This window comes from Winogradskyella sp., from assembly GCF_016744625.1.
GTDB lineage: Bacteria > Bacteroidota > Bacteroidia > Flavobacteriales > Flavobacteriaceae > Winogradskyella.
Window position 1 is genome coordinate 13,867 of sequence record NZ_JADGDZ010000003.1, and the last position, 18,196, is coordinate 32,062.

An 18,196-nucleotide genomic window follows, 5' to 3' on the forward strand; every position below is an offset into this window, starting at 1 on the left:
CTTTTACTAAATTTTATGTTTATTTCTTCCATATTTCAATATTTGAATATTTGAATATTTGAATATTTGAATATTTGAATATTTGAATATTTGAATATTTGAATATGACAGTAATTATTTCAAATAAATTTCGTCTATCTAATAGTCGTAAAAGTATTGATTACTTTGCAACAACAATCAACTTTAGCTAAGTTACTACTTTAGTAATTTAATAAGGTTATAAATAATTCTTAAATTAGGCTCACATTTTAATATATGGAGGACATTATAATAGAAGTAGAGAGATACGTTATATCATATTTGAATGATAATTTAGACGCATCATTTGTGTATCATAACCTTGCGCATACACAACGTGTAATTAGCAAAATAAAAGAATTAACAGAAGAAAGTTCTTTAAGCGATATGGAAAAACAACAACTCTTAATCGCAGCTTGGTTTCATGATATTGGGTTTACAAAAACTATTGAAGGCCATGAAAAAGAGAGTATAAAAATTGCTTCAGAGTTTTTGGCATCACAAAAAGTTTCAGAAGAAACTATAAAAACCATTTCTGATCTTATCCTAGCAACTCAAATGAATTATAAACCCAAAACTAAAATTGAAGGTTATATAAGAGATGCTGATTGCGCTCACTTGTCTAGTAAAAACTATGCTGATTACGCTGCATTATTAAGAAAAGAATGGGAACTCACCCTTGGTAAAAAAATATCGAAATCTGATTGGATAAAAGAAAATATTAAATTTTTAACAAATCATACTTTCAATACTGATTTAGCAACTAAAAAGTGGGAGAAACGAAAAGGTAAAAACTTAGCAATTCTATTACAGAATCAGAATAAAATTAAAGATGACACGGAAAAACTACAACAGAAAAAAGCTGAATTAAACTTTAAAAAAGATAAATTAGATTTACCAGATCGTGGTATTGAAACCATGTTTAGAGTAGCGCTGAGAAACCATATTACTCTAAGTGATATTGCAGATACAAAAGCCAACATTCTACTTTCTGTAAATGCAATTATCATCTCTTTGGTGTTATCTAATTTAGTTTCAAAACTAGATAATCCATCAAATGGTTATTTAATTTGGCCAACTGTTATTTTTGCATTATTTACTGTAACATCAATTGTTTTATCTGTTTTAGCTACACGACCAAATGTTACAAGTGGAAAATTCTCTAAAGAAGATGTTGCAAATAAAAAAGTGAATCTTTTATTCTTTGGAAATTTTCATAAAATGAAACTCGACGAGTTTGAATGGGCAATGCAAGAAATGATGCAAGACAAAGAATATCTTTACGGATCGCTTACTAAAGATTTGTATTTCTTAGGTCTGGTTTTAAACAGAAAGTATAATATCCTAAGACTTACTTATACAGTATTTGCGGTTGGAATTATAATAAGTGTTATTGCTTTTGCCATTGCATTTCAGTTTTCTGGTATAGAAACTCAAGCGACAGAACTTTTATAAAACAGAAACCTTAAATTAAGTTATTTAAAGGTTTTAAAAATTGCTTCGTATTCTTCAAAACGATGTTCTCGAATTGGTCTTACATATGGCTCTGTATTAAAATACAAAACTAAACATGGAGATATCTTTTTATAAACTTCTGCATATTCGTATTTAATAAGCTCATTATTCGCAATTCGTGATTTAATTTTATTGTGATATGGGTACAAAATCTATTTAGGCTTTAATTTCTTTCATTAAATCATCATAAGTAAAGAACGCTTTATCATCTTTATTCTTATGATAAAGCACACTCACTCTAATAGCTTTTAATCCAGTGACAGCCTGTAAATCTTGAAGATCTACTATTTCGAGGTCATCATCTAAGTACTTTTTAGACTGTAAAAATTTAACGTATCTCAAATATTCTCTTTCATCTTCTTTTTGAGAATAGACAATACTTATTTTACCTTTTTGTGTTACACGCTCTGTTGTGCCTTTAATATATGCCTTATCTACTCGTTTCTTAACAATTTCATAGCGCGCATTATAAGTACCATCAACATCAAATTGTTTTTCGTCCATTCTAAAACTTATAGATAAAGGCTGATTGAAAACTAAAATCATAGAAGCCACATCTAAAGCTACAGGAAATTGTGATTGCATCTGGTAGTACGAGTTTTCCATCTCTACCATCACTTGCAATTGCCATAGTCTTAAATTATAAAGGTAGATAGGATTAAAACTATCTTCTTTTGTAATAGATTCTCCGATATACATATTATGTTCCACTCCATCTGTCTTAAATCGTTCAAAATAATGTGGATACATTAATTGTGCTTCAACTTGTTTCTGATCTAAAAGCGAAGCCATTTCTTTATTTATGTGCATAATCGTATCATCATAATGCTTTCTATGATGGTATAATACATCTACAGTGTCATCTATACGATTAAAATAATCATTGATCTCTGTTTTTAATTCATCTGTGGTATAAAGATGCTTTAAAACTGGTTCTATTTCATCTTTAATAAAACCTGAGATTTGCTGCTCGCTATCAACTTGAAAATGTAATTCGAGGTCTTTTAAAAAATCATTTATCTGATATATATATTGCTCATATATAGGAAGATTTTCAATTTTAGAAGCAGCTTTTAAAACCGTTTTAACTGCATTTAACTGCAATGTTAAATCTTGTTGTGTAGCCCAATTTCTGGCTTCAGAAGAGCCTTTAATATCTATTTGTCCATAAAGAGGATAAATATTTTCAAATGCTATTTTATTAAAATTTGGCTCCTTGCCATTCATTTGATCTTTAATAAAATTTTTGGCTTCCTTTTCGAATCTCCAGTTTACACTTGGATGAATTGAAGTACACTCTTTCTGAATAATAGCCTCTATTAAATTTTCTTCCTCATTTTTAGAACGTTCAACCGCAGATACAATAAATGGCATCACATCTACCAATTTATTTGCATTGATACTATTTAAAACCTTTGGTTTTTCTGATACAATTTCTAAAATCCCCATTAAACCTTCGTCACTTGCAATAGGTGCGAAAATAGCACTCTCAATACCTTGTTCGTGTAATACTTTAATATGTGGAGCTTTACCCTCTGAACGTTTAAATGAAAGACTAACGTCCGAAACCGAAAAGTACTTTTTCTCTTTTAGTAATCTATTATAGGACCATTGGCAAAGTGAATCTGAACATTGTAAAGTAGCTTGTTTATTAAGCAAAAAACTATTCATACCTGCTCCATATACGCGTTCAAAACTATCTTCTTCTTTATTATAAATTGAAAAACCAACTTTAATATCTTTTAAACCTAATAGTGAACGAAATATCTCATGAAAATCTTCCATGAACCCTTCATCCTTGCGCTTATCTTCACCAATTAAAGTAGACTTGATGTTTGAAATAGACTGATCGTCAGTAACATCAAAAATATTTGAAATTACAAAGCCTTTGAAGTCATAGCTATTTGGAGGAAATTTCTCTTTCCATAATGCTATATTTTCAAAATTATCTAATAACTCATCATAATCTTTATCTGTAATTTTTGGTGCGTTGTCCTTTGGAATAATTTCAGTAAAATCAGCATTATATAAAATTTTATAATAACGCATTATTCCATTACCATCCGGAATTTCATAAAAAAATGGTCGCTTAAAATTAAGACTATAACCATAGCAGAAATTTAAAATAATGGTACAAGCAATAATATACCTTTGATCGGTAGGCATATTTTTTATTTGTAACTCAAAATTATCACCAGCTGTTTCTAATATTGAATTAAATCGTTCTGAAGAATTGAATATAAAGTTATGGAAAGGAACAGAAGCAGTCTTTATTTCGTTGTTAGTTAAAATTGGACTAAATGAATCTTGTAAAATGCCTTCAATTTCTTTCTTGTATTTTTTAATATTATCTAAATCAGTAAACCCTTCTCTTAAGATTGGGTTCTCATCAGTTATTTTGAGTACACGTCGCGCATTAGCCGCAAGTACTTCATTCTTAGAATCAACTAAATCTTCGTACTGATTTAATAATTTGTTGAAGCTAACCTTAAGAATAAGAGGCGATTCTATGTTGTCGTTTATATCCAAACTGTAATTTTTTAATCTATACAAAGTTAATAATATAAATATAGTCGTTGAGTATAAGACTATCTTACATCTATATTGTTACAATATGTGTATTAAAAATTGTTTACTAAAACCCTAATTGTCCATAGGTCCAATTAGAACCATCACTTATAAAGATTAAGGTTTTAGTTACATCACCACCATCTGCTGCAGTGTCTGGTGTCATGGTTATTGATTTAGAACTTGCTCTACTATCTCCTGCATAGAATTCGACACCATTTCCAACTCCAGCCACAAAACCAAATGAGTAAATTACTGCCGATTCCGAATCTGAGACATTTCTCAAAATATAAATTCTACCAGGAAACAATGAAGCATCTGGAAGAATAAATTCTACATTACCAGTTGTAGGTGTTAAGTTTATATAAGTACCATCATCAACCACAGTTGCACTCCCTCCAGGTCCACCATTTAGACTTACCACTTTTATGGATAAGTTTCCATTAATATCTAAAGTACTTTGAGGATCAGTAGTATTAATTCCTACACCATCAACTTGTGCATTAAGGTTAAAACCTAAAACTATGCATACTATTATGACTATATTCTTCATAGGGATAAAAAATTAGTTACTATTTCTTTTTTAAACTCATCGCAAATCCTCCTCCTTCAGCAAGGTTTACTATTAATCTTGAGTTTTTATTGAGCTCCATTTTTTCAATTTCTATATCTAATGGGTTATCATTCCAATGCGCATTTTTCCCATCTTTATATATAATGGCATCATAGACTTGATTGTCGTCTAGAAAATCAAAAACTAATACATGAGTTACCGAGTTTTCATCAGTGATTCCACCAATATACCAATTTTCTGTCTGACGCTCTTTTCTAGCAATAGTCACATAATCACCTATTTCACCATTTAAAACTAAAGATTTTTCCCAATCCACACCAACATCTCTGATAAATTGCAAAGGTTTTGGATTAGCTTCATAATGTTCTACTAAATCGGCTGCCATTTGTATAGGGCTATAAATCACAACATATAATGCTAGTTGTTGCGCTAAAGTGGTATTAACTTGATTATTCTTTTTATACTCATCGAATTTTATATTGAAAATACCAGGTGTAAAATCTATTGGGCCAGCTAACATTCTTGTAAAAGCAACAATTGGCAAATGCTCTGGCGGATTACCACCATCTTCTGCCCAAGCATTAAACTCTTGTCCTCGCAAACCTTCTCTCGAAATAATATTTGGATAGGTTCTTCTCAATCCTGTTGCCTTAATTGGTTCGTGTGCATTAACGGCAACTTCATATTTGGCTGCTTTTATTGCAGCGTTGTTATATTGATTGACCATGTATTGTCCATGGTGGTATTCTCCCTTTGGTAAGATTTTACCAACATAGCCAGATTTAACAGCATGCATTTCATATTTCTGCATTAATGCATAAGCAGCATCTTGTTGCTTTTCGTAAGTTTCAGTTGCTGCAGAAGTTTCATGATGCATTATAATATCTACACCTTTTTCTTTTCCGTATCTAACCACCTCATCAATATCATAATCTGGATACGTGGTAACAAAGTCAAACACACCTTCACGATCTTCAAAGCCTATCCAACGTTCCCAACCAGTATTCCATCCTTCTACTAAAACTCCGCCAATATTATTCTTAGCAGAAAAATCTATAAAATTCTTTACATTTTCAGTAGTAGCACCATGTTTTCCGTGTGCCTTACCAGTATCAGTCCATCTGCCATCTACCATTTCCATTCCGTAATCCCAAGACGATTTACCTAAGTGCATTTCCCACCAAACACCTGTATATTTCATTGGCTTAAACCATGATACATCTCCTAATTTATTCGGCTCGTTTAGATTTACAATAAGTTTAGACTCTATTAAATCTGGCGCATTATCCGTAATTTGAATTGTTCTCCAAGGTGTATTGAATGGTAAACTTCGCTTAACTTTATAATCCGTGTTTTTTGAACCAACAAGGTTGCTTTTTAGATTTAAATTTGTTGTATCTACTTTTAAAGTCATACCAGAATAATCAACTAAAGCTGCTTCATGGAAACTTAAGTGGATTCCGTTTTCCCCAACCATTGTTACAGGAGTATTTACAGCATTTTCAGGTATATGTGTTTGTGCCAAATTCACATGTTCTGCATATGCAATTGCGTCTATTTCGGATAATTTAGTTGTACTATACAAATGCTCATAAATATCCCAATCACCAGGAATCCAAAACGTCTTGTAATCTTCGGTAAGATTGAATTCCGTATGCTCTTCTTTGATTAAAACATCACCTTTAAACTTGGTTTGTTTAGGGAACTCGTATCTAAATCCTATACCATCATCATAAACTTTAAACACAATATTTAAAAAGCGCTCAGGAGAGGTTTTTTCTTGAAGTTCAACTTTTAATTCATTGTAATTATTAACTACATCTAGTTGTTCTCCCCAAGGCATTTGCCATGTCTCATTAAAAGATTTGATAGTCATATTCTTAATTATGAAGTTCTCTTTAAAAGCTGGAGCATCTTTAAACTCAAAACCTAAATACGAAGTATCAACAATGGTTTTGTTATTGAATTTAACCTTGTAAAACGGTTTTCCTTCTTCATTAATATTGAAACTCACCTCAATATTGTTATTAGGCGAAGTGATTTCTGTGACCTGTTTATCTTTTGGATTACAGGAAAACAATGCTAATACAATTCCTATTATTAATAATTTTGTTTTCATATAATAAATTTATGGTCTCTCAAGTTTTAATTTAATCTAACACCAATTTCGCAGTTACAAGAAATTTCTCAAGTAATACTATATCAAAATCTGAATCAATAATTACACGTCCATTATCAACACTAACTACTTGATTAGAATAAGCATCTCTAATCATTTCACCATCTTTAAATATTTTAGAGACATCAATAGACTTAGCTCCCTTATTAACACCTAACCCAATAACTACTAAATCTTTATAATCATCTTTTTGATAGCTTCTATAAAAATAATAAGGTTGATCTGTAATCATGTGATGCACACCAGCTCCAACAGCAGGATGTTTTGCTCTAAATTGTCCGAGTTTTTGCCAGTGACTTAAAACCTCTTTGGTCTCCTTGTCTTTAGCAATAGACTCCCAGTTCATAAACGATCGCAATGTTGCATCTCCTTGTGTATCCTCAATAATTAGTGAACGAGAAGATTCATCACCATAATAGACTTGCGATGTACCAGGCGACAATAATAATTTGTTTGCCGTTTCTAATGGTTTTTCTCTTTCTGGATCAAAAGGGCTTCCATCATCGTGAGAACTCAAATAATTTAATATCCCGAATTCTTTTAATTCACCATTAAGAATACCTGAATATCTTTTGAACAGATCTTCATAGTTAGATTCTTTTGAATTCCATTTAAATTCAAAATTTATTTGACTAGTGAACTTATCATCATAATAATTCACTTTTTTATCTCCAAAATCAAAGAATTTACCTCCACTAATTCCGTAATTGTATACCTCACCTACTAAGTAGAAATCATTATCATCTAAAACTTTTTTGGGATTGTTTTTTTTGTATTCTGAAAATGCAAAATCACATTCGGTTTTAAACTCTTCCCAAACAAATTCTTCGGTATGTTTTACAGTATCTGCTCTATAACCATCAATCCCAAACTCAGTAATATAATCCGTTAACCATTTTATAATATAAAATCGAGGAGCTCTTGGGTGACCTGTTCTTTCAAAAAAACTATCGAGTTCTTTTACTTCTTTCTCGTAACGTCCTTCTGCTTTCCATTTTTCAACCAATTGAGGTGGCAATTTTACATTTTCATTACTTTCAGTTTTAATATCAGGAAGGTTTGCAACCAATGTACAACTCACAGTATTTTCATAATTATCGTAAGAACATTGCTTATCTGTTCTTACCCAATCATCTGGCCAAACCGTATCCTTTTCTGTAACAGGACCTGTATGATTAATTACAGCATCTAATACAACACGAATTCCTTTTGCATGCGCCTCTTTAACCAATTGGTGTAAATCTTCTTTAGTGCCATAATTAGGATCTATTCGAGTCCAATCTTTAGCCCAATACCCATGAAACCCATAGGTTACTCCAGTACCTTCATCAGTTCCTCCATGAATTTGTTCAACGATTGGTGTCATCCAAATCGCATTAATACCTAAATCTGTAAAATAACCTTCCTTAACTTTTTGGGTTACACCCTTAATGTCTCCGCCTTTAAATCCACGAAGTTTACCTGGAGTTCTAGTTCTATCAAAATTAACATCATTAGATGTATCTCCATTATTAAAACGATCTGTCAATAAAAAATAAAGATTCGCGCCTTCCCATATAAATGGTGTTTTTATTACTGAAGACTCCTTTGAATTAGATACCTCTTTCTCTGAATTTCTTTTATTCTCACAATTTGATATCATAAAGCTGACGCAGATTAATAGGATTATTTTTTTCATGTTATTACTTAATTTTAAGAATAAATGATTCTAATGGTTTGATATCTATACGAACACTGGCTTTCCCATTTTCAACTTTTAGCGCTGATGCGTATGTATTATATAATTGATCTTTAACTTCATATTCACCATCCTGAAGTTTTAATTTTTCAATCAAATCCTCTGGTAATTGCAGCTCAAAACCATAAATGTTTTCTGCATTAAAGTTTGAAATAACAATTAATTGCTCATCGTTACTCCAACGCACAAATGATAAGACTTTATCATTATACCATTCTGTATTTTGATGATTATACGTATGAATATCTTGATAGTTACCAGCTAAAGCTGAACTATTAATCGTGAAATTTAACAAGCGTTTGTAAAAGTCTCTTAACTCTTTTTCTTCTTTAGTGGATTGTCCTCCATCAAAGTTTTTATCATTAACCCAACGTACTTGACTTGGTACTGATCCATAGTCGAAAATCGAAGTTCGTGTAGGATCTCCAAAGCCTAAATCTTCTGCTCCAAGTTCTCCAAATTCTTGCCCGAAGTAAATCATTGTTGGCGCTGTCGACGATGTTGCCGAAACTACCATTGCTGGTTTTCCTTTTTCTGCACTACCAGCAAAATCATTACTTGCAATACGCTGCTCATCATGGTTTTCTAAAAAATGAAGCATATTGTGCTCTATATCTCTTAAATCATCGAGAATGGGCGGAATATTATCTGTTTTTCCATGACCTTGCATTACATGTTTTAACGTATCATACAATTGTACTTTGTCATACAAATAATCCATTTTTCCTTTTCTAATATAATCTCTATATAAACTCGGATTATAAACCTCAGCAAGTAAAAATGCATCCGGATTTTTCATTTTAATATGCGAATTCATATAACTCCAGAATTCTACAGGCACCATTTCTGCCATATCGTAACGAAAACCATCAACACCTTTTGCTGTCCAATACAAAGCAATGTCTTTAAATTTTACCCAAGAACTTGGAACGGTTTTATCTTTCCAAAAACCGAAGTGTTTTTTGTAATTTTCATTGTCGAAACCTTCTGGTAACTCGTCAAAGTCCTTTTTACCATCTGGACTTATTCCGTAATTCACTTTTACAGTTTCGTACCAATCATTAATATCTGGTTGAGAAGCTCGCGATCCATTTCCTGTCCATTTTGCAGGCACTTCATCAAACCTACTGTCTGCTAATGGATTATTTTCCCCACCTAAAGGTTGGTAATCATGTTTCCATTCTGGAACTTTGAATGATTCTCCTGGATTGTAGTAGAAGTTATTATTGACCTCGTAGGTCTTTGTTTTATCATCTTCTGCTCCAAAATCAGAGGCTCCTTTTGGATTAGATAAACTTTGGTAATTACGTGCCACATGATTAGGAACGATATCTATAATCACTTTAAGTCCTGCTTTGTGAGAACGTTTTAATAAAGCTTCAAATTCTTGTAAACGATTCTCAACATTAACTGCCAAATCCGGATTTACATTATAGTAATCCTTAACAGCATATGGTGAACCTGCACGACCTTTTACAATATCTGGATCGTCATTAGAAATGCCATATTTTGTGTAATCTGTAATCACATCGTGATGTGGCACACCTGTGTACCAAATATGTGTAACACCAAGATCTTTGATTTCTTGTAAAGCCTTATCAGTAAAATCATTAAACTTCCCTACTCCATTTTCTTCAAGTGTTCCCCAAGGTTTATTGGTGGTATTTGTATTTCCAAATAATCGCGTAAAGACTTGGTATACGACTTCTTTCTTCTTCATTTCTGATTTTATTTCTTTGTTTCCGTTACGCTCAATATCCATTTCCTTAGATTCACTTTTGCAACTTAACAACAAGGCTATCACAATGAAACTTATTATGCAAATTTTTTTGTTCATTGGTTATCGTTTTAGTTTGATTTTAATTTCTAATCCTTCTGATAATTTCATATCAGTTGAAATCGTTAATTGTTTTAATTCAAAATTCCATTTAGCATCAACTTTTTTACCATTCACCTTTACACATTTTGGTTCTTTCTGAATATTGTGAACGATTAATTCAATTGATTTATCAAATGATTTTGGTCTACTTCTATCATTAAATCTATGCTCAAATTCGAATTCAAATCTAAGATTTGTGCCTTTATATATAGATTCAAGCTCTAAAATCTCGTAAGTCTTGTTTTTGATGGTGTTAGCATCTAATCCATCATCATTATAAAACTCTTGTTCGTTTTCAGGTGCCGATTTATCAAAATAATAATGAAGTACTACATCATCGAAACTATATTCTTCAGTAGTTTGCATTGATTTTGCCATCGAAATAAAAGCACCAGCTCTCACATAAGTTGGAATTGAATTTTCTTTTAGTTTTACAGTTTTTATTTGACCTCCTTCAATTCTCTTATCTGAATAAAAATCAAACCAAACATTATCTTTTGGGAAATAAACGTCTTGTTCTGTTTTACCAGCTTCTAAAACTGGAGATACCAAAATATCATTTCCCCATAAATAGGCTTTTGAGTAGTCAAATAAATCTTCATTTGTTGGTTCTTCAAAAAACAATGGTCGCATCAAAGGTTTACCAAGCGTATGATTCTCGTGCATTAAATTGTAATTATAAGGCAATAACTTATAGCGTAGCTCAATCGCTTCTTTAGCTAAGGCTTTAGCTTTTTCGCTTCTAAAAATAGGTTCACTTGGTACATCTTCTTGCGCGTGTGGTCTAAAAATTGGATTAAACACTCCGTATTGCAACCATCTTGCATACAACTCATCATCTAAATTTGCGCCTGCAAATCCGCCTAAATCAGAATGCATATATGCTAAACCTTGCATACCCATTTGCAATGCTATTTCTGGTTGACTTTGTAATCCTCCCCATGTTCTGTTTACATCTCCAGACCATGGAATCATTCCATAACGTTGAGAGCCTGAATAACCTGCTCGCATTAAAATAAATGGTCTTGTGTTAGGAAAATCGCGTTTATAACCTTCATGTATTAATCTTGCCCAATCGTGACCATAAATATTATGAACTTCGTCTGCACTACCTGTATGATGTTGCACCCAACTTGGATGCACTTCTGGTTCCCCTAAATCTCCCCAAATTCCTGAAACTCCTTTATTAGCTAAATCTTTGTAAATGTTCCAAAACCATTGTTCGCCTTCTGGTTTGTATATATCTACAATACCTGTATTACCAAAATAGAAATCGTATTTCGCAGGATTTCCGATGGAATCTTTAGCTAGTATATCTTTTTCTACTGCTTCATTCCATTTTTTTGACGTTGTTAAAATAAAAGGCTCTGTAATGGTAATAGTTTTAACTCCTTTATCATTAAGGCGTTTTACCATGCCTTCAAAATCTGGAAAAGAATCTCTAAACACTTCAAGATTACCCATCGTTCCTTTTAGTTCTTTTCCAAACCAATATAAATCCAGAATTATGGCATCAACTGGTATTTCTTCTTTCTTAAATTTATCAATGGTCATCTCAACCTCTTCTTGAGAATGATAACCAAAACGACTCGAAAAATTCCCTAAAGCCCAACGTGGTAACATCGATTGTTTCCCTGTTAAATCCGTATAATTATTTGTTATATCATACCATGACTCTCCAACAATAACTTGATAAGTTTTTCGACCAGAAATAGTTTCGTATTTCAGTGTATTGTCTCCTTTACTGTCTAAATCTAAAAAGCCAATTGGTGCATTATCAAAGTGAAGCATGTATTTATTAGAAGACATTACAATTGGCAATGTAAAGTTCATTAACTCACTTCTCGTTTCGTAACCATAATGTGCTCTGTTGTAAAGTTGCAATCGGTTTCCTCTTCGATTCATACCTAAAGCCCTTGCTCCACCACCATATAAGACTTCGTCTTTTGTGAGATTAAATTGAATAGTTTCTAAACTATCGTTTTTTACGTAACCTGCCTTTTCTGAAGTTATAAATTTGTCTTTGTAGTAATATGAGATTTGGAATGGGCTTTTGGTTATGATTATTTCAATTCCACTTGTTTTTATTAATATATCTTTTACTCTTTCCGTTACTTCAAAATTTGAAAAATTCGGTTTCTTAATTACCGCATGAGAATTCACTTCCCACTCCTCCTCATTTGGTAAAAAGGTTGTTTCAATTATTTCTGGTGAATAAGAAAGAAAAATATACATCCCATCGTTCACTTTAATGCTAGGTACTCCAGTATCTACCCATGCAAAAGTTTCATATATACGTTCAGGGTTTTGTGCAGTAATTGAAACTGCAGAAAGTATAAATGCTATGTATAATATTATATGCCTCATATATGTTTCTTAATGGATTCCGCATCAAGTGTGGAATGAAAAAACAGTCGCTTTATTAATTACCTAACAAAAATGTTAGTGGTTGATCTAATCGTTTATTCCAAGAGTTTTCTGAGTGATCTGTGCCTTCAAAAAATAAATTCTTAGAATTGGTTACATTATATCCTTTAGCCTTTAAAAGTTTATCTACTCTTGGAGCATATTGCGGATAATGCTGGTCTAAGGTTTTATTGCCATAATCGAAATACAATTTGTGTGAACCTGCTTTTGGCAGATTAGCTTCCATATATTTAAAAATGGCTTCAGGAAATGGATTATCTTCTCTAGGTGCAGCACCAATCCAATGTGTTGATATGCAAGCAGCACCTCCAAAAATGTTTGGGTATTCTGAAATAGCATACATGGACATTAAACCACCCATACTTGAACCCATAACAAAGGTATTGGCTCTATCTGTTTTTGTAGAATAAGCGAAATCTATTTGTGGTTTCAGTTCTTCTACTATAAATTTTAGATAGTCATCACCATTTAAATCTAATAGATTAATAAAGTTTTTCTTTGCTTCGATAATTAATCTTTCTCTTTCTTCTAGTGGGAGAAAACTAAAAGCTTTCTCTGGAAACAAATCTTGCCAACGAATCTTTGAAATATTATGAATTGCAACTACAATAAAATCATTTGTTTTTTCATCATCGACTAACGTAGTTGCCCATTCATCTACTTTCCATTCTTGCTTATTCCAAGTCGTAGTACTATCAAACAACATTTGTCCATCGTGCATATATAACACGCTATACTTTTTTTCTCTAGAATAATCTTTTGGCAGCCAAATATCAACTGATCTTGGTGTAATAAACTTTGAAGGAAAACTATCTACTCGTATTAAACTACCAGCGAAAATTTTGACATCATCTACGCTTTCAAAGACGTACGTTGTACTTGGTACATTAGATTCAAAACCCGAATCCTTTACCTCTTTTTCTTCTTTACAAGAAAACACAATAAGTAAAATGAATATGTACACTAAGTTTTTCATACTTAAAGTTTTGTAGTAAGTATAGTAACACCTTTTGACTTTAACTCCATTACATCTCCCCATTTTATAGTTTTACCTGTAATAATGTTTTTAAGCTCCTTTCCTTTTAAACCCATTTCTTCTTGATAATTGAGGTCTATTGTTATAATCTCTTCATTTTTATTTAAGATTACAACTACAGTTTCATCACCTAAAGTTCTGTACATAAAATATGTCCCAACAAATGGTGCAAAATGTACAGTTTTACCTTCATGAATTGCTTTACTGTGTTTTCTATAATTAAACAGCTTTTTAATAAACAACTGCATATCTTTTTGTGGTTCTGTTAGACCTTCACCTGTAAACGCATTAACCGCATCACCTTGCCAACCTCCAGGGAAATCTGTACGAATTAATCCGTGATCTCCTGGTTTTTCAAAATCATTCATTAAAATTTCGGTACCATAATACATCTGCATAATTCTTGGCATTGTTGCATAAGTCGCCATTGCCATTTTTGTATTAGTTATATCACCATCCATTTGAGTGAAAATTCGACTCATATCATGGTTATCTGGAAATACCATAATATCCTTTGGACTCGCATAATGAAAATCATTAGATAAACCCTCATAAATTTTCACAAGGCCTTTATCCCAAGACTCCTTTTCTTTAATGCCTTCAACTACTTTTTGCTGCATTGCAAAATCCATTGACGATCTTAAATTAGAATCGTAACCATCTCTATTATTCGCACCTTCTTGCCAATAACCAATAAGTAAAGGATTGTAGCTCCATTCCTCGCCAACAATACTAAAGTTTGGGTATTCAGTCATAATTGCACCAGCCCAATCACTCATAAAGTCTTTGTCAGGATACGGATAAGTATCTTGTCTAATGCCACCTAACTGAGCAGTTTCTATCCACCATATACTATTTTGAATAATATAATTAGCCATAAACGGATTTCGTTGGTTTAAATCTGGCATATCTGCAACAAACCAACCTTCTGCCATACCTTTATAATCGGCTTTTGAAGCATAAATATCTTGATTTGTGGTTCGTCTATGGTTTGAATTTATGGTGTATGAATTGTTCCAATTCCCTTCGTTTTCTTCAAAATTTTGCTGAAGGTTTACCCAGTTTTTAAATGGCAGATCTTTCATCCACCAATGCTGTAAGCCACAATGATTTGCTACCTGATCCATTACAAGTTTCATACCTTTTGTCTTTAGATTTTCTGATAGATTTTTATAGTCTTCTAAAGTCCCAAAACGTGGATCAATTTCGTATAAATCAGTAACTGCATAGCCATGGTAAGAGCCTCTATGCATATTATTAGTTAATAAAGGTTGTGGCCAAATTGCAGTAAAACCCAAATCGTGAATATAATCTATCTGCGAAGTCATACCTGCTATATCTCCACCATGTCTCGCATAATCATCACTTCGGTTTGTAGTTTGCTCTAACATTTCTGGTTGTCCTTCTATACCTAAAGGAGTATCGTTAGTTACAATGCCATTAACAAATCTATCTGGCGTGATTAAATATAAAGCATCAGAACTATTAAAACCAACATAGTCGTCGGAGGACCTCTGCCTTTCTTTTAACTCATAAGTTTGAACCAATTCTGTACCATCTTCTTGTTTAAAAACTATATTGAATTTACCTGCTTTTGTAACTTTAGAAATATCTAAATCTAAGAATAAATAGTTAGGGCTATCTGCTTTATTAATTTTAACTAAGCTTACTCCAGAATACGAAATTTCTGGTGTTGCACTCCCAATATTTGGATGTTTAACAAGAAGTTGTAGTTTTTGGTTTTTAAAACCAATCCACCAATGCGGAGGCTCTACTTTATCTATTTCATTAGATTCTACAATAAGCTCAGTTGAAGCAAATGATTCTACTTCATTACTTGTTTTCTCCTTACAAGATGACATAAAAATTAATAGGCATATTGAAAGTGCTTTTAATATGTTTTTCATACTTATAATTTTTTAATATTCTTAATTCGGAGCTATCTATTGTTTTAAACCGTAACCAAATTGTTTGGTGAAATCTTAACTAGATTATCATTAACTAAAATTTGCAAATCATGGTTACCTTCTAATTCAAATTGGGTTTCATTTTGATTCACACTTACCTTTAAAATTTGATTTCTAAAGTTAACTTTAAATGAATACCCTTTCCATTGTTCAGGGATTTTTGGTTCAAAAGTTAGGGTGTCGTTCTTAATCCTCATACCACCAAAACCTTCTACAATACTCATCCATGTACCAGCCATTGAGGTAATGTGTAACCCTTCATGAACTTCATGATTATAATCATCTAAATCTAAACGCGAAGTTTGTAAATAGAACATATATGCTTGCTCCATTCGATTTAACTTCGCAGCCTGAATACTGTGCACACAAGGTGATAACGAACTCTCATGAACCGTAAATGGCTCATAAAAATCGAAATGACGCTCTAACTCTTCAGTTGAGAATTGGTCTTCGAAAAAATACATCCCTTGAAGAACATCTGCTTGTTTAATATAAGGAGAACGCAATATTCTATCCCAAGACCACTTTTGATTTATTGGTCGTTCTTCTTTATCTAAGTCTGCTACTGTAATGAGTTCTTTGTCTAAGAAACCATCTTGTTGTAAATAGACATTTTGTTTTTCTGAAAATGGAAAGTACATGTTATTAGCTACCTCTAACCACTCATTAACCTCAGCTTTTGAAAGTTTCGCTTTATTCATTATTCGTGTAAAATCAGTACTGAACTCTGCTTCAACTTTGTCTATACTTTCTGCTGTGTACTTCATACACCATTGCGCGATGTAATTTGTGTACCAATTGTTATTGACATTATTTTCGTATTCATTTGGCCCAGTTACCCCAAGAATGACATATTTGTTTTTGTCCGTTGAGAATGTTGCTCTTTGGTGCCAAAAACGTGCAATTCCTATTAAAACCTCAAGTCCCATTTCTGGTATATAACTAAAATCATCTGTATAACGGTAATAATTAAAAATAGCAAAAGCTATTGCTCCATTTCTGTGGATTTCTTCGAAAGTGATTTCCCATTCGTTATGGCATTCTTCACCATTCATAGTTACCATTGGATATAAGGCTGCACCATTTTTAAAACCTAATTTCTCTGCATTCTCTATTGCTTTTTCTAAATGCTTATATCTGTAAGTTAAAAGGTTTCTTGCTACGCTTTGGTCTTTAGTAGCCATATAGAAAGGAATACAATATGCTTCAGTATCCCAATAGGTACTTCCTCCATATTTTTCACCAGTAAATCCTTTAGGTCCAATATTTAACTGAGCATCTGTCCCGAGGTAAGTCTGATTTAAATGAAAGATGTTGAATCTAATCCCTTGTTGTGCTTTTACATCATCATCAATAGTGATATCTGCCATATCCCAAATTTGAGACCACGCTTCTTTTTGCGCGTCTAACAAAGCTGCAAAACCTGATTTTGTTGCCTTTTCTAAAACAGCTTTTGATGCATTAACCAATTCACTCTTACTATGGTTTCTATCAACTGTATATCCACCAAACTTGTGAATCGTATAGGTTTCATTTTGCTTCACATTATAGTTGTAGCTAAATGACGCAAAATTAGCATCTGCATTGATAATTGGCTCTATTATTACTGATTTTCCATCGATAAAAACTTGAGACTCCATAAAGGTGCAGGTATAAAAATCTGTCTTCATGGTTTTGGCTTGTATAAACGCCTGATTATTTTCGTGACTTACATTTAAAGTATCCCAAAACTTATCATCCCAATTAGTGTCTTCATTTGTAATTCCGCTATCAATAAAAGGTCTATAGGTTATTGACGCATCTGAATTTAATGGTTTAACTGAATAATCAATAGCTCCTAATTCATCTATATCTAAACTTAAGAAACGCTTAGTATATATTTCAACTTTAATATCATTCTGAAGTGTGGCAACAAAACTTCTAGAAAGCCAACCTTCTTTCATGTTAAGCTCTCTCTTAAAGTTTTCAACTTTTTTACAAGTGTGAAGATCTAAAGCTTCATCATTAATAAAAACATTAATACCAATCCAATTTGGCGCATTAAGGACTTTAGCAAAATATTCTGGGTAGCCATTTTTCCACCAACCTACTCGTGTCTTATCAGGATAATAAACACCCGCAATATAACTTCCTTGAAATGTAGGACCAGAGTACGCTTCTTCAAAATTAGCACGTTGTCCCATTGCACCATTGCCTATACTGAATAAGCTTTCTGATGCTTTAACTTGATCTGGATCAAATCCTTCCTCTAAAATAGACCAAGGATTTGGTATGATATAATCTAGATTCATTTTA

10 protein-coding genes are annotated in these 18,196 nt (G+C 32.4%); 1 reads left to right on the top strand and 9 read right to left on the bottom strand.

The genetic code is table 11. The features are described from left to right. The first annotated feature begins 255 nt into the window (after positions 1–255). Positions 256–1,473 (top strand): Pycsar system effector family protein, encoded by a 1,218-nt coding sequence (locus QZZ53_RS01120; RefSeq protein ID WP_296380552.1) that lies wholly within the window; start codon positions 256–258, stop codon positions 1,471–1,473. Positions 1,474–1,689: 216 nt separating this feature from the next. On the opposite strand, the gene QZZ53_RS01125 is transcribed toward QZZ53_RS01120, so the two are convergent. From QZZ53_RS01125 to QZZ53_RS01165, 9 genes are all read right to left on the bottom strand, one after another. Next, positions 1,690–4,062, bottom strand: coding sequence for a GAF domain-containing protein (locus tag QZZ53_RS01125; RefSeq protein WP_296380554.1), 2,373 nt, complete (start codon positions 4,060–4,062; stop codon positions 1,690–1,692). 106 nt (positions 4,063–4,168) lie between these two features. After that, the gene (locus QZZ53_RS01130) at positions 4,169–4,654 is read right to left on the bottom strand and encodes a hypothetical protein (protein ID WP_296380556.1); all 486 of its coding nucleotides are present in this window, start codon (positions 4,652–4,654) and stop codon (positions 4,169–4,171) included. Positions 4,655–4,673: 19 nt separating this feature from the next. Continuing rightward, positions 4,674–6,794: a glycoside hydrolase family 97 protein gene (locus QZZ53_RS01135; RefSeq protein WP_296380559.1), complete on the bottom strand. Its 2,121-nt coding sequence runs from the start codon at positions 6,792–6,794 to the stop codon at positions 4,674–4,676. Positions 6,795–6,825: 31 nt separating this feature from the next. Further along, the gene (locus QZZ53_RS01140) at positions 6,826–8,532 is read right to left on the bottom strand and encodes an alpha-amylase family glycosyl hydrolase (RefSeq protein ID WP_296380561.1); all 1,707 of its coding nucleotides are present in this window, start codon (positions 8,530–8,532) and stop codon (positions 6,826–6,828) included. 4 nt (positions 8,533–8,536) lie between these two features. Beyond that, positions 8,537–10,429 (bottom strand): alpha-amylase family glycosyl hydrolase, encoded by a 1,893-nt coding sequence (locus QZZ53_RS01145; RefSeq protein WP_296380562.1) that lies wholly within the window; start codon positions 10,427–10,429, stop codon positions 8,537–8,539. 3 nt (positions 10,430–10,432) lie between these two features. Next, positions 10,433–12,838 (bottom strand): TIM-barrel domain-containing protein, encoded by a 2,406-nt coding sequence (locus tag QZZ53_RS01150; protein ID WP_296380564.1) that lies wholly within the window; start codon positions 12,836–12,838, stop codon positions 10,433–10,435. A gap of 55 nt (positions 12,839–12,893) precedes the next feature. Next, on the bottom strand, positions 12,894–13,874 hold the full coding sequence (locus tag QZZ53_RS01155; protein WP_296380565.1) for an alpha/beta hydrolase-fold protein: 981 nt from the start codon (positions 13,872–13,874) through the stop codon (positions 12,894–12,896). 2 nt (positions 13,875–13,876) lie between these two features. Beyond that, positions 13,877–15,841 carry a glycoside hydrolase family 13 protein gene (locus QZZ53_RS01160; RefSeq protein ID WP_296380566.1) on the bottom strand — a complete coding sequence of 655 codons (1,965 nt, stop codon included), beginning with the start codon at positions 15,839–15,841 and terminating at the stop codon, positions 13,877–13,879. A gap of 44 nt (positions 15,842–15,885) precedes the next feature. Further along, complete coding sequence (locus QZZ53_RS01165) at positions 15,886–18,192, bottom strand: glycoside hydrolase family 65 protein (protein ID WP_296380568.1); 2,307 nt, start codon at positions 18,190–18,192, stop codon at positions 15,886–15,888. Between the last annotated feature and the right edge of the window lie 4 nt (positions 18,193–18,196).